The sequence below is a fragment of the Amnibacterium endophyticum genome, from assembly GCF_042680685.1.
GTDB classification, from domain to species: domain Bacteria; phylum Actinomycetota; class Actinomycetes; order Actinomycetales; family Microbacteriaceae; genus Amnibacterium; species Amnibacterium endophyticum.
On the sequence record NZ_JBHUEA010000001.1, the window covers coordinates 1 to 13,615 of the forward strand.

Consider the following 13,615-nt stretch of genomic DNA (forward strand, 5'->3'; position numbering starts at 1 on the left):
CGACGCCCGCGGCCTGCGCCGCCGACCTCGCCGCGGCGACCGCGGGCGCTCGGACGGCGTGCGCGGCCCGGCCGGCGACGAAGCGGCGCCGGATCTCACCCGCGGCGTCGAGCTCGCCGGCTGCGAAGCCGCGGGCGCGCTCGATCGCGTCGCGCGGCACGCGGTCCTCCGGCGCCTCCGCCTCGAACAGCGGCAGCACCCGCTCCGCGCAGTCGGCGGCCCACGCCGCGACGAGGCGGCGGTCGTCGAGGTTCAGCGTCTGCGCGGAGGGCACCGCCCCATGGTGCCGCCTCCCGGAGTCCCGGCATGCCTGCTGGAGCGGAGGACCCGGCACCGGGTGGAGGACGGAGCGCGGCCGGTCGTCCTCCACCCCGTCGCGGATCCTCCGCGCGGTCGCGGCGTCCTCGCGGACGGGGTCAGTCGGCGGTCGCGCGCTCGAGCGGCAGCCAGTCGAGGACGTCGCGGATGTGGGCGTCCCAGTAGCCCCACTCGTGGTCGCCCGGGCCGAAGTCCGTCGTCAGGTCGACGCCGCGCGCCTCGAGCGCCTCGACCAGGCGGTGGTTGCCGTCGACCAGCGCGTCCTCCGTGCCGCAGCAGACGAAGAGGCGCGGCGCGCTTGCAGCATCGAGCCGACCGGCGAGGTGCAGCAGGTCGGACTCGTCCGGGACCGGGTCGCCGCCGAACACCGTCCGGAACAGGCCCTCGCGCTCGCCCGCCTCGACGAGGGCGCGGACGTCGGCGACGCTCGACAGACCGGCGGCGGCCGCGAAGCGGTGCGGCTGGCGCAGCGCCCACTTGAGCGCGCCGTATCCGCCCATCGAGAGGCCCGCGACGAAGGTGTCCTCGCGCCGGTCGGAGACGCGGAAGAACCGCTGCACGACCGCCGGCAGCTCCTCGGAGAGGAAGGTCCAGTACCGCCCCGCCTCCCCCGGCAGGTCCGTGTAGAAACTGCGGTGCACCTGCGGCATCACGACGGCGAGGCCGCGCTCCTCGCCATACCGGCTGATGGAGGTGTTCCGCAGCCACATGCCGTCGTCGTCGCTGAGCCCGTGCAGCAGGTACAGCACCGGCGGCGGACCGCTGCGCTCCGCTCCGTCCGCGCCGATGCGGTGCTCCGCGGGCTCCGGCAGGACCACGGTCATCGCGGTGCCGAGCTGGAGCACGTCCGAGAAGAAGTCCACCTTCGCGACGGCCATGCCGCGAGCCTGCCACCGCTGCCGGGTGACGTCCTGGTGCGGCTCCCAGGTGCAGTTGCGGTCGCACGTGCGACCGCAACTGCACCTGAGGACCGCACGAGCTGCGCGTCGCGCGCGACGCGCGCCCTCCGCCGTCGGAGCGGCGAGCCGCGCTCGGATCCTGCGTGCTCGCCGCCGTCGCCGCACGCCACGCTGTGCGGAAACTTCGCAGAAACACAGCCCGTGCTGGGCTGCGGGTGCGCGGCCATCCCGACCGCGCATGGAGGAGGACACATGTCCCGTCGTACCCGCATGGTCGGCGGCTCCGCCCTGATGACCGCGATCGCGCTGGTGGGAGCCGGCGCCTTCGCAGCGCCGTCGAGCGCCGCCCCGGCTCGAACCACCTTGAACGGCAGTCGCCCCGCCTGGGCGCGATCGTCGTCCCTGAAGAAGGCAGCGCCGTCCAGCGACTGGGTGAACATCCGCGTCTACCTGAACTGGCGCAACCAGTCGGAGGCGGCGGCGACCGCCCTCGCGGTCAGCACCCCGGGGTCGAGCAGCCACGGGAAGTTCCTGACCCCGGCGCAGTTCAAGCAGCGGTTCGCGCCGTCGCAGTCGGACGTCGTCGCCGTGCAGCAGTTCCTGCGCCACGCCGGCTTCTCGGTCGTCGAGACCGCCGACGACAACCAGTACGTCGCGGCGGAGGGCACGGTGGCGCAGGCGCAGTCCGCCTTCAGCACGAAGCTCGGCGAGTACACGGTCGACGGCCGCGTGCTGCGGGCGCCGGAGTCCGCGGTCAGCGTCCCGTCCTCGCTCGGCTCCACCGTGCAGGCCGTCGTCGGGCTCGACCAGGGTGCGGCGCTGCTCGCGCCGACCCGCTCCGCCGGGGACTCGCCGAAGCAGAACCACGGCGCTCCCGGCATCGGCTTCCGCGCGGGCGAGCCCTGCTCGCTGTGGTGGGGCGAGAAGACGGTGTCGACGCCGAACGCGCCCGCCTACGGCACGACCACGAAGCCGTTCGCGCCCTGCGGCTACACGCCGATGCAGGTGCGCGGCCTCTACGGCCTGAGCGCCACGGACACCGGCGCGGGGCAGACCGTCGCCTTCGTCGGCGCGAACGCGAGCCCCACGCTGGTGGACGACGTCGCGACGTACAGCAGGAACCACAACCTGCCGGCGCCGAGCATCACGGAGCAGGTGCCGCCGGGCGTCTACAAGCACCCGGACACCCCGCAGCAGGTGCCCGGCGACTACTACGGCGAGGAGACGCTGGACGCCGAGGCGATCCACACCACCGCGCCGGGCGCCAAGCTGCTCTACGTCGCCTCGTCGAACGCCTACCAGGACTTCGACCGCAGCGTGAAGCGCATCGTGACCAAGCGCCTCGCGTCGATCATCTCGATCAGCTACGGGTTCAGCGGCGAGAACGTGCCCCAGGGGTACGTCAACAGCCTCAACAACACGTTCATGGAGGCGGCGGCCACCGGCATCGGCGTCTACGTCTCGAGCGGCGACAACGGTGACGAGGCGTCGACGTTCGGCAGCCCGCAGGTCGACTTCTACGCGGACAGCCCGTTCGTGACCGCGGTCGGCGGCACCTCGGCGGCGATCGTGCCGAGCGGCACGGCACCGGCCGGCCTCGACTACGGCTCGGCGAAGGACCCGAAGTCCGCGCTCAACCAGCCCGGCTGGCAGCGGGACTTCGAGGTGGGCTGGCAGACCGGGCTCGACCCGATCTCCTCCACGTCGACCGACCACCTGTCGAGCGCGCCGTACGTGCTGAACGGGAAGCTCGAGGAGCCGCTGCCCGGTGAGTTCTACGGCGGCGGTGGCGGCGGCGTCAGCACGATCTTCGCCGAGCCGTCGTACCAGACGCCGGCGATCGGCGCCCGAGGCGGTCGCGCGGTTCCGGACATCAGCGCGCTGGCCGACCCGAACACCGGCTTCCTCGTGGGGCAGACGCAGCAGTTCACGGACGGCACGTACTACGACGAGTACCGGATCGGCGGCACGTCGCTCGCGGCCCCGCTGATGGCGGGCATGGCCGCGGTGCTGAACCAGCACAACGGCGGGAAGGCGCTCGGGTTCCTGAACCCGACGATCTACGCGGCCTACTCGGCCTCCGGATCGACGGCGTACTACGACGTCGACCAGGCGGACCTGTTCGGGAGGACCACGAGCGACCCGCTGCCGAGCGTCGTGCGGATCAACTACGCGAACAGCGAGAACGCGAAGGGCGGGCTGACCGCGAGCCTGCGGACGCTCGAGGAGCCGGACCAGTCGCTGCACAGCGTCAAGGGCTACGACGACGCCACCGGGGTCGGCACCCCGAACGGTGGCGCGTTCTTCGACGGCCTCGTGCGGGCGCAGACGAAGTAGCGCGTGCGCGGAGGCCCGCTCGGACGACCCGTCCGGGCGGGCCTTCGCCGTTCCCGGACGCGCTCGGGGCGGAGCCGCTGCAGGGACGAGCGACCCGGCGCCGGTACCCGCCGCGGGCTCCGTCCGGCGCTGCGTGCGGTCGCCAGGTGCAGATGCGCTCGCACGTGGCAGCGCATCTGCACCTGCGCGCCGCAGGAAGGCGGGACGAGCGACCGGTCGCGGCGTGGAGGACGCACGACGGGCTTCGCCCTTGTGCGGCTCGCAGGTGCAGTTGCGGTCGCACGTGCGACCGCAACTGCACCTGAGGACCGCACGAGCGCGATCGTGGAGCGGCGGGCGGTCAGGCGGCGGCGATGACCCGGCGGCCCTCGCGCTCCGCGGCCGGGTTCAGCACCCCGGCGCGGGAGCCCGCGAGCTTCGCGCGCACGTGCTCGTCGCCCGTCACCGGCGCGTAGAGCGCGGGGTGCTCGGCGTCGACGAAGCGCTCGAGCGGGCCGTAGACCGCCTCGGGGTCGCCGTCGAAGAAGTACGCCGCGGACCGGCGCCGCTGGATCGTGCCGTCGACGATCGGAGGCTTCACCCGGTGCACGGTCGACAGCCAGCGCTCGTTGGTCAGCCGGGTCGTGAGGTCGCCGAGGTTCACGAGCAGCGCGCCCTCCGCGGGCTGCACGTCGTGCCAGCGGCCCTCGTGCAGGAGCTGCAGCCCCTTCACCCGATCCGCCCAGAGCACGGTGACGATGCCGAAGTCGGTGTGCTCGCCCATGCCGATCATGTCCTCGTCGAGCTCGACCCGGGTCCCCTCGGGCAGGGCGTAGTGGTTCGTGCGCAGCACCTCCATCGGATGCCGGGCGAGCCGGGCGAAGAAGCCGGCGTCGAGGCCGAGGGCGTCCTCGAAGACGCGGCAGAGCGTGCGGGCGACGCGGCCCGCCTCCCCGCGCCAGACGTCGATCCGCTCCTGGAAGCGCTCCACCTCGGGCCACGTGTTCTCGGCGTAGTGCTCCGCCATCAGCGCCTCGCCGGGCAGCTCGGAGGCCGCGGTGCCGACGTTGAACGCCTCGAAGAAGTCCTTCATCCGCGTCTCGGACTGCACGCCGAGGCTGAGGGCGAGGGACTCGGACTTCGGCGGCGTGTAGCCGCGGTTCTCGCCCGCGGGCCGCATCCAGCGGCGCTTGGTCGGAAGCGGCAGGCCGAACAGGTCGTCGAGCGCGGCGGCGAGCCCGTCTGCGGCGGCGTCGGGGACGCCGTGGCCGACGACCTGCAGGAACCCGACGGTGCGGCAGGCGGCGTCGAGCGCCGCGGCGGTCTCGGCGCGCTGCGCGGGGGTGCCGCCCCGCACGTAGGGCGCGAGGTCGACGACGGGGATCTGGAACACGGGAGGACTCCTTCGGATCGAGTGGATCTGCTCGCCGGAGGTGTCCGCTTTCCCGGCCCGTCAGGCCCCGCTGTCCGTTGAACTCGGCCCGTCGAGGCTACGGCGGCGGTGTTGCAGCGGTGTTACCGCGGACCGTGAGGCCGGATCCCGCCCGCCGCGAGCAGCCGTCTCAGCGGGTCGCGGTCAGCTGCATCCGGACGTAGTCGACGACCGGCTCGGGCAGCTCCTCCGCGGTGCGGAGCACGAGCGCCCGGCCCTCGTCAGCCGGCAGGTCGCGGAGGATCGCGGGCATCACGACGGTGGCGAGGAACGCCTCCAGCGGGCCGCCCCGCTGCAGCCGGACGGGATCCGGGACCAGGCGCACGTCGACGTCGTGGAAGCCGGCCGCCTCGAGCGCGGCCGCGGTCGCTCCCTCGTCGTCGAACGTCCAGCTCGACCCCTCCGCCGGTCCGCCCGCGCGCTGCAGCGCCGCCTGGAAGCCCGCGATGTTGCCGCGTCCGCCGAACTCCGCCTCGAAGCGGGCGCCGGCCGGCAGGGTCGCCGCGACCCGCCCGAAGAGGCCGGCGTGGTCGGGCACCCAGTGGAAGGTGGCGACGCTCATCACGGCGTCGCCGCGGACCTCCGGCGGCAGCGGCCGGGTCAGGTCGGCGTGCACGAGCTCGACCCGGTCGCAGCCGGCGAGGCGCCGCCGCGCCTGCTCGAGCATGTTCCGGGAGCCGTCGACCGCGACCACCCGGCCGCGGGGCAGCCGCTCGAGCACGCCCTCGGCGTCGCGGCCGGTGCCGCAGCCGAGGTCGACGACGGTCTCGTCGCCCGCGAGCCCGAGCCGGTCGATCACGCCCCGGCCCCACCGCACGTGCGGCAGGGGCAGCGCGTCGTAGGCGGACGCGTCCCACTCGAGCAGCTCCACGCGCTCGACGCTACGCCCGGGCGATCGGAACGGGACATGCCGGACACGCCATCGAAATCCATGGCACCCGTGCGGGGGGTGTCTACGGTCCTGCGAGTCGGGGCCCGCGCGAGGACCCCTCGGGGGCGGAAGGGGACTGCGCTGCACCGCAACGAGGAGTCGCCGCACGACGCGACCCCTCGCCGCAGCCCGGGTCTGCCGACCGAGGAGATGCGGCAGATGGCCGCCGAGGCCGCCGAGCTGCGCCGCCGCACCGCACCGCGCTCCGAGCCCGTCCGCACCGCACCGCGCTCCGAGCCCGTCCGCACCGTCCCGCGCGCCGAGCCGACCGCCGCGCCCGCACGCACGGACCCGATGCGCACCGTCCTGCGCCCCGAGCCGACGCGCTCCCCGGTCCGCACCGAGCAGCACCGCCCCGCGCCGCGCGCGGCGACGCAGCCCCGCCAGCCCCAGCCGCGCAGCAGCGCGCCGCAGGGCGCGGGACCGCGGGTCGTCCCGGGGCGGCCGCGCCCGCTGACGACGGGGCAGATCCCGGTCGCTCGCACGCGCGTCGTGCCCGCCGGCCCCGTGCGCACCGAGCAGCTGCCGGTGATCCGGCCCGACCTGCCGGTGCGGGGGCAGGCCCCGGAGCGCAGCCGCCTCCGCGAGGCGCCCACCGCGTCGCCCCGCCCCGCCCGGCGCCCGGTCGTCGTCCGCTCTCCCCCGCCGGCGCCCGAGGCGCCGACCGCCCGCGGGCGCCACCCCATGCGGGACGTCTTCGCCGTGCTGGCGGCGCTCGGGCTGGTCGCGATCCACGCGCTGCCGTCGCTCGCCGCCGCCGAGGCGCCGCCGGTCGCGGGCATCCAGCAGGACGGCGACGTGCAGCAGTTCTCCGTCGGCGACGTCGACGCGTCCGGCGTCACCGCCGACGGGGTCAGCGGGGACATGCCCGTCGTCGCGCCGTCATGGGTCGTGCCGCTGCACGGCGAGCTGCGCGACGGGTTCGGCCCGCGCCTCCAGCAGCCGGTGGCGGGCGTCAGCCTCTTCCACCGCGGCCAGGACATCGGCGGCGGCTGCGGCGCCGCGATCCACGCCGCGGCCGCGGGGCGGGTGGAGACCACCGGCTGGTGGGGCACCTACGGCAACTGGACGCTGATCGACCACGGCAACGGCATCGAGACCGGCTACGCGCACCAGGCGCGCATCATCGTCCACCCCGGGCAGCAGGTGAAGGTCGGCCAGGTGATCGGCTACGAGGGCAACACGGGCGCCTCCACCGGCTGCCACCTGCACCTCGAGGTGCACATCAACGGCGTCGCGGTGAACCCGGTGCCGTTCTTCCGCGCGAAGGGCATCCCGCTCGGGAGCTGAGTCCTGTGGCGGAGCGCTTCCGGCTCCGCAGCGCGACCGCGCGGACCGCGGGCACTCCCCAGGCCCGTCGGGCGGGGCGTCGTCCGTCGAGGGCCGCATCAGCCGTCCGGGTGCCCGTCAGCAGGAAGCGACCCGGCCGGAGTCCGTCAGCAGGAACCGGCGAGCGCTTCAGCAGGAAGCAGGACGATCGGCAGGAATGGAGCACCGCCCGGTTCCTGCTGATGCTCCTCGTTCCTGCTGAAGCGCTCCCTCGTTCCTGCCGACGGGCTCGCGCTGCGAACGGGCTCGCGGGTCAGCGGGCGGCGCGGGGCGCGTTCCAGCGCTGCTGCGCGGGGTCGAGGCCCAGCGTCGCGAGGTCGATCACAGCGTCCTCCGCGTCGCCGAGGACGAGCGGCAGCTCCTTGCGCTCCGTCGGCGTGAAGTCGCGGAGCACGAAGTCGGCAGCCGGCTGCCGGCCCGGCGGGCGGCCGATACCGACGCGCACCCGCGGGAACTCGGGCGTGCCGAGAACGGCGGCGATGTCCCGCACGCCGTTGTGGCCGCCGTGGCCTCCCCCGGTCTTCAGCCGGAGGTCGCCGAACGGGATGTCGAGCTCGTCGTGGACGACCACGACCCGCTCCGGCGGCAGCGAGTAGAAGCGGACGAGCGCGCCGACGGGCCGCCCCGACTCGTTCATGTACGTCTGCGGCGCGGCCAGCACGAAGCGGGTGCCGCCCGGCCGGTCGCGGCCCTCGGCGACGCCGGCGCCCGTCTTGTGACGCGAGAAGCGGACACCGAAGCGGGACGCCAGGCCGTCGACGACCATCCGGCCCACGTTGTGCCGGTTGCCCGCGTACTGCGTGCCCGGGTTGCCGAGCCCGACGACCAGCCAGGCGTCCTCCGCCACGGGTGATCAGGCCTCGGCGGCAGCCGGCTCCGCGTCCTCGGCGACCAGGTCGCCCTCGGCGGACTCGCCCTCGGCCTCGTTCTCGAGCGCCGTCTCGGACGGCGCGTTCGCCACGCCGACGACGAGCGCCTCCGGGTCGCCCGCGAGCTTCGCGCCGCGCGGCAGCTCGACCTGGCCGGCGGTCAGCTGGAAGCCGTCCTCCGCGCCCTCGATGTCGACCGTCAGGTGCTGCGGGATGCTCGTCGCCTCGACGGAGAGCAGCAGCGACGCGGAGTCGAGCGTCGCGACGGTGCCGCCGAGGGTCTCACCGGTGAGGACCACCGGCACCTCGACCTCGACGCGCTCGCCCGAGCGGACGACCAGCAGGTCGACGTGCTCGATGATCTGGCGCACCGGGTCCTTCTGCACGTCCTTGACCAGCGCGAGCTGGCCGCCCGACGGCAGGTCGAGGTCGAGCACCGCGTTCGCGCGGCGGACGATCAGCGACAGCTCGTGGCCCGGCAGGCTGATGTGCACCGGGTCGGTGCCGTGGCCGTACACCACGGCCGGGATGCGCCCCGCGGCGCGGAGCTTGCGGGCAGCGCCCTTGCCGAACGCGGTGCGCTCCTCGGCGTTGATCTTGTCGGCCATGCCGGTCTCCTCAGCTGTAGCGGGCCGAGTGCCGGCCCCGTCGATCAGGTCGGCGCCCGACGCGGGCACGCCGGTGCGCCGCGTCGATCACGGACGGCGCGCATGCGCGCGTCCCTCGCCGAAGTCCAGCGGACGAGTGTACCGGAGGCTCGGGGTGCCGTCCGACGCTCGCGGATCCGGGAGGTCAGCGGGCGGCGACGACGAGCGCGACGACCCGCTCGACCACGTCCGGCGCGGGGCCCTGCACCGGGACGGTGACACCGGGCTCGCTGCCGAGCAGCGGCTCGAGCGTCGCCAGCTGCGACTCGAGCAGCGACTCGGGCATGAAGTGGCCGCGCCGCGAGTGCATCCGCCGCACCAGCTCGTCGCGGGCGACGTCGAGCAGGACGAAGAACGCCTCCGGCTCCTCCGCGAGGATCCGCTGCCGGTACATCCGCTTCAGCGCAGAGCACGCCATCACCGGCGTGCGGCCCTCGGCGTGCGAGGCCGCCATCGCGCGGCCGACGGCGGTCAGCCAGGGCGCGCGGTCGACGTCGTCGAGCGGGACGCCTGCCGACATCTTCGCCACGTTGGACTCGGGGTGCAGGTCGTCCCCGTCGATGTACTCGCCGCCGTCGATCCGGGCCGCCAGGTGCTCCGCGACGGTCGACTTCCCCGATCCGGAGACCCCCATGATCACGAGCGGCGGCATCGGCATGGCCTCGACGCTAGCGAGCCGGCCTGGGCGCGCTCGCCGCGATCGGGGCGGTGCGCGGCCTGAAGTGGGGTCGCGGCCCGCACGGAGGGACTCCTAGCGTCGGTCATCCGTTCGGGCACCCACCCGGACGCACCGCGGCTGAACGGCACCCATGGTCCTCGCGATCGAGACGAGCAGCGGATCGGCGAGCGCCGTCCGCGGGAGGACCCTGCGCGCATCCGTCGCCCCGGCGCCCGCGATCGCCGCGTCGTCGGCGCTCGGCGCCGGCCTCGCCGTGCTGGCCCTCGCTGTCGTCGCGCAGACCGTGCTGCCGGAGCTGCGCAGCAGCCGCCTGCTGCTCGTCACGAGCGCGCTGGACGGCTGCATTGCGGGCTTCGCCGGGATGAAGGCGCACCGGCGGTTCGTCCGCGAGCGGCGCCTGCAGGACGCGGCGCTGTCCGTCGGGCTGCGACTGGTCGCCGTCGCCGCCCTCGCGGACGCGCTGCTGCGGGTCTTCGCCCTCGTGCTGCTGCTCGCGGCCGCCGTCCTCTGCATCGTCGCCGCCGCCTGCATCGCCATCGCCGGCTGCGCGCCGACCGCGCTGCGATCGCGCCGCGCGAGCCCCCGGGCCGTGCTGCTCGCCCTGCCGGCGCTCGCGCTGGTGCCCGCGGTCGCAGCGGCGCTCGTCGCCCCGCTCGACCCGGACGGCGACGGCGCCCCGCTCGAGCTCGTCGTCCCCGGGCTCGACTGGCTGCGCCCCGTGGACGCCGTGCTGGGCGTCCTGCTCGTGGTGGCCGCGACCGGGTTCCGGCTGCGCGGAGCGCGGGAGCGCGACCCCTTCCTGCAGCTCCTCGGCGCCGCCTTCGTGCTCGGGGCCGCGGCCCGCTTCGACCTCCTGCTGTTCCCGGAGCAGCGCGCCGACCTCGTCTCGGCGGCCCAGGTGCTGCAGACGGCGGCGTTCGCGCTGGTACTCGTCGCCGCGTCGCGCGAGTCGCGCGCCTACTGGTCCCACCGGGTCGAGCTGTCGGTGGTCGAGGACCGTCGCCGGATCGCGCGGGAGCTGCACGACGGCGTGCTGCAGGAGCTCGCCTTCGTGCGCGCCGAGGCCGCCGCGCTGCCCGGCGCGAGCGCGGACCGCATCGTGCACGCGGCGGACCGCGCGCTCGACGAGTCCCGCGGCGCGGTGCACGCGCTCGGCGCCCGGGGCGACGACCGCCTCGACGAGGCGGTGCGGCTCGCGCTCGCCGAGATGGCGACGCGGCACGGCTTCCGGCTCGCGCTGGACGCGGACGCCCTGCCCGCCGCGTGCGACGACGAACGGCACGCCGTGCTGCGCATCGCCCGCGAGGCCGCCGGCAACGCCGTCCGCCGCGGAGGCGCGCGCACCGTCCACGTCGTGCTGCGGGGCGGCGCGGAGCGCCTGCTCGAGATGCGGGACGACGGCTGCGGGTTCGATCCCGCGGCACCGACCTCGGGCTACGGGCTGCGCAGCATGGCGGAGCGCGCCCGGGCGCTCGGGGGCCGCTGCGACGTCGACTCGGCTCCCGGCCGGGGCACGACCGTGCGGGTCGTCTGGTGACCGCCGCGCTGCGGGTCGTCGTCGCGGACGACCACGTCCCCTTCCGCGACCGGGTGCGCGACGCGCTCGTCGACGCGGGGATCGACGTGGTCGGCGAGGCCGGCGACGCCGGCGACGCGCACGCCCTCACGATCGCGAGCGCCCCCGACGCGGTGCTGCTCGACGTCCACATGCCGGGCGGCGGGATCCGTGCGGCACGCCGCATCGCCGCCGAGGCGCCCGACGTGGCGGTGGTGATGCTCACCCAGTCCGACGACGACGACGACCTGTTCGACTCGATCCGGGCGGGCGCGGCCGGCTACGTCCTGAAGAACGTCGACCCCGCCGCGCTGCCGGGCGCGCTCCGCCGCGCCATCGCGGGCGAGGCGGCGATGACGCCGCGCCTCGTCGCCCGGGTCCTCGACGAGTTCCGGAACCCGCGCCAGCGCCTCTTCGCGCGCGGCTCCGCCGCCGCGGCCCGCCTGAGCGCGCGCGAGTGGGACGTGATGACGATGCTCGCCGACGGCCGCAGCACCGACGAGGTCGCCGCAGCCCTGTTCCTCTCGCCGACGACGGTGCGGGTGCACGTGTCGTCCGTGCTGAAGAAGCTGCAGGTCAAGGACCGCGAGAGCGCCTTCGCGCTGCTGCGGCAGGCGCCGGCCCGCCGCGCCGGCTGATCCGGCCTCGTCGAGGCTCACCCGCCCGGGCGCACCAGGGCGCCCGACGCGGCTCGTCGACGCCGCCGCGGCGCTCGGACGAGCACGCACGCGTGCGCCGCGACGCCGGCAGGGATGACCTCCCCACTGCCGCGCAAACCATTTTTGAATGCGGACAGAACAGGGGTTCTGTCCGCATAGCAGCAACGATTTCTCCTCGCAAGATCGGATTGCCCGTTCCGCGTTCAAACCTCTGAACGCGACCGTCCTCGCCGCCCTCCGCGCTCCTAGCGTGGCTCTCGCCCGATCCGTCCGGAAGCGGGCGAACCCGCTCCACGAGGAAGAGGAAGTCCCGCCATGACGAAGCACCTGGTCGCCCTGCAGGCCCTGCTGAACAGCCTGCGAACCGATGACGAGGGCGCGACGGCCGTCGAGTACGGCCTGATCGTGTCGCTCATCGCCATCTTCATCATCGGCGCGGTCACCGCGGTGGGCGTCGCGCTGAACGGCCTGTTCACCGACGTCTCCACGTCGCTCTGATCGCACCGCCCCGGGGGCCGGCGGCGGTCCGCCGCCGGCCCCGGACCCTGGAGGCAGAGCCATGCGAGACCGGCTGCACGACGACCGCGGCGCCGCCGCCGTCGAGTTCGCGCTGATCTTCTCGCTGATCCTCGCCCCGCTCACCGTCGGCGTCCTCGAGTACGGCCGTGCCTACGCCGCACAGCTGACGGTGACCAACGCGGCCCGGGTCGCCGCCCGCTCGCTCGTCGTCACCGGCAGCGCGACGCAGGCCCGACTCGCCGCCGTCACGGCCGCGGTCGGCCTTCCGAACCCGGCGGCGATCTCCGTCGCCGGCCTCGTGCCCTGCCCGACCGACGGGACGACGCCCACCCGCACCGTCACCGTCACCTACGCCCTGCCGTCCCTCACCGGCCTCTTCCCCGCGACCAGCCCCCGAGGAACAGGAGCGATGCTGTGCAACAGCTGACCAGGCGCCGCCTCGAGGACGACGAGGGCGCCGCCGCCGTGGTGATGGCGATCCTCATGATCCCGGTGCTCGGCATCGCCGCGCTCGCGATCGACGCCGGGGCGCTCTACGCGGAGAAGGCCGGCCTGCAGAACGGCGCCGACGCCGCCGCGGTCGCGATCGCCGCGCGCTGCGCGAAGGGCCTGCCCACCTGCAGCACCACCGCGTACGGCTCCGACGTCACGGCCGTCGCGAACGCGAACGACCCCGTGGACGGGCTGCAGTCCATCGTCTCGGTCACCCGCCCGACCGCGAGGTCCGTGCGGGTGACGACCGGGACGCGCACCGCCGACGGCGCCGGCATCGCCCACCCGTTCCTGACCGCGATGAACGCGATGCTCGGCACGCCCGACCGGCCCGCGACCTCGCTGAGAGCCACCGCGACCGCGAGCTGGTCCTCCCCCGGCGCCGCGGACGGCGTCCTGCCGCTCGCCTTCTCACTCTGCGGCGTGCAGAGCGCGCTGCTCGGCGGCACGAAGATGCTGCTGCGCTCCGACCAGAACAACGGGACGCCGGCCTGCCTCGCGGCCGACGGCCACCCCATCGCCGGCGGCTTCGGCTGGCTCGCGACCAACGGCACCTGCAGGGCGACGATCAAGGCGGGCGACCTCGTCGCGAGCGACCAGGGCAACGACCTGCCCAGCGTCTGCAGCGGGCTGCTGAGCCCCCACTCGCTCATCGGCCGCGTCGTGCAGGTGCCGGTCTTCGACTGCGCCGCCGCCGCCGACGGCACCTGCCTCTCCGTGATCGGCCAGCACACCGGCACGCAGAGCAGCGACCGCTACCGCATCTACGGCTTCGCCGCCTTCCGCGTCACCGGACACCGCCTGTCCGGCTCCGACAGCGCCACCGACCCCTCCTTCCTCGGCGCGCTGCGCTGCACCGGCAACTGCCGCGGCCTGCAGGGCACCTTCATCCGCTGGAGCTTCACCGACCCCTCCCCCGCCATCCCCGGCCCGGACCTCGGCGCGTCCGTCGTCCGCCTGAGCGAGTGAG

The 13,615-nt window shown here is 74.9% G+C and carries 14 protein-coding genes; 7 read left to right on the forward strand and 7 right to left on the reverse strand.

The annotated features are described in order from the left end of the window. Positions 1-274: putative immunity protein (locus ACFSBI_RS00005; protein ID WP_377931127.1), on the reverse strand; the 274-nt coding region annotated here is incomplete at its 3' end. A 142-nt stretch (positions 275-416) separates the two neighbouring features. Then, positions 417-1,196, reverse strand: a complete 780-nt coding sequence (locus tag ACFSBI_RS00010; protein ID WP_377931128.1) for an alpha/beta hydrolase — start codon at positions 1,194-1,196, stop codon at positions 417-419. A 273-nt stretch (positions 1,197-1,469) separates the two neighbouring features. Between ACFSBI_RS00010 and ACFSBI_RS00015 the strand changes: the two genes are divergently transcribed. Then, positions 1,470-3,554: a S53 family peptidase gene (locus tag ACFSBI_RS00015; RefSeq protein WP_377931129.1), complete on the forward strand. Its 2,085-nt coding sequence runs from the start codon at positions 1,470-1,472 to the stop codon at positions 3,552-3,554. A gap of 340 nt (positions 3,555-3,894) precedes the next feature. On the opposite strand, the gene ACFSBI_RS00020 is transcribed toward ACFSBI_RS00015, so the two are convergent. Together ACFSBI_RS00020 and ACFSBI_RS00025 are read right to left on the reverse strand one after the other, a co-directional pair. Then, a complete protein-coding gene (locus tag ACFSBI_RS00020) occupies positions 3,895-4,926 on the reverse strand; it encodes an isopenicillin N synthase family dioxygenase (protein ID WP_377931130.1) in 1,032 nt (343 codons plus the stop codon). Positions 4,927-5,095: 169 nt separating this feature from the next. Continuing rightward, on the reverse strand, positions 5,096-5,836 hold the full coding sequence (locus ACFSBI_RS00025) for a class I SAM-dependent methyltransferase (RefSeq protein ID WP_377931131.1): 741 nt from the start codon (positions 5,834-5,836) through the stop codon (positions 5,096-5,098). 219 nt (positions 5,837-6,055) lie between these two features. On the opposite strand from ACFSBI_RS00025, the gene ACFSBI_RS00030 reads away from it, so the two are divergent. Next, a complete protein-coding gene (locus ACFSBI_RS00030; RefSeq protein ID WP_377931132.1) occupies positions 6,056-7,186 on the forward strand; it encodes a peptidoglycan DD-metalloendopeptidase family protein in 1,131 nt (376 codons plus the stop codon). Between the two features lie 292 nt (positions 7,187-7,478). On the opposite strand, the gene pth is transcribed toward ACFSBI_RS00030, so the two are convergent. The 3 genes from pth to ACFSBI_RS00045 all read right to left on the reverse strand — a co-directional run bounded on the left by pth (position 7,479) and on the right by ACFSBI_RS00045 (position 9,399). Then, the gene (gene pth, locus ACFSBI_RS00035; RefSeq protein ID WP_377931133.1) at positions 7,479-8,072 is read right to left on the reverse strand and encodes an aminoacyl-tRNA hydrolase; all 594 of its coding nucleotides are present in this window, start codon (positions 8,070-8,072) and stop codon (positions 7,479-7,481) included. Between the two features lie 6 nt (positions 8,073-8,078). After that, entirely contained in the window at positions 8,079-8,702 is a 624-nt protein-coding gene (locus ACFSBI_RS00040) for a 50S ribosomal protein L25/general stress protein Ctc (protein WP_377931134.1), read from the reverse strand. 184 nt (positions 8,703-8,886) lie between these two features. Then, positions 8,887-9,399, reverse strand: a complete 513-nt coding sequence (locus ACFSBI_RS00045) for a gluconokinase (protein ID WP_377931135.1) — start codon at positions 9,397-9,399, stop codon at positions 8,887-8,889. 151 nt (positions 9,400-9,550) lie between these two features. On the opposite strand from ACFSBI_RS00045, the gene ACFSBI_RS00050 reads away from it, so the two are divergent. The 5 genes from ACFSBI_RS00050 to ACFSBI_RS00070 all read left to right on the forward strand — a co-directional run bounded on the left by ACFSBI_RS00050 (position 9,551) and on the right by ACFSBI_RS00070 (position 13,614). After that, the gene (locus ACFSBI_RS00050) at positions 9,551-10,957 is read left to right on the forward strand and encodes a sensor histidine kinase (RefSeq protein ID WP_377931136.1); all 1,407 of its coding nucleotides are present in this window, start codon (positions 9,551-9,553) and stop codon (positions 10,955-10,957) included. After that, entirely contained in the window at positions 10,954-11,613 is a 660-nt protein-coding gene (locus ACFSBI_RS00055; protein WP_377931137.1) for a response regulator, read from the forward strand. The genes ACFSBI_RS00050 and ACFSBI_RS00055 overlap by 4 nt, the downstream gene beginning before the upstream one ends. A gap of 336 nt (positions 11,614-11,949) precedes the next feature. Then, positions 11,950-12,132, forward strand: coding sequence for a Flp family type IVb pilin (locus ACFSBI_RS00060; RefSeq protein ID WP_377931138.1), 183 nt, complete (start codon positions 11,950-11,952; stop codon positions 12,130-12,132). A 61-nt stretch (positions 12,133-12,193) separates the two neighbouring features. Beyond that, entirely contained in the window at positions 12,194-12,580 is a 387-nt protein-coding gene (locus ACFSBI_RS00065) for a TadE/TadG family type IV pilus assembly protein (protein WP_377931139.1), read from the forward strand. Next, positions 12,568-13,614 carry a TadE/TadG family type IV pilus assembly protein gene (locus ACFSBI_RS00070; protein WP_377931140.1) on the forward strand — a complete coding sequence of 349 codons (1,047 nt, stop codon included), beginning with the start codon at positions 12,568-12,570 and terminating at the stop codon, positions 13,612-13,614. Before ACFSBI_RS00065 ends, ACFSBI_RS00070 begins: the two co-directional genes overlap by 13 nt. Position 13,615 lies beyond the last annotated feature (1 nt).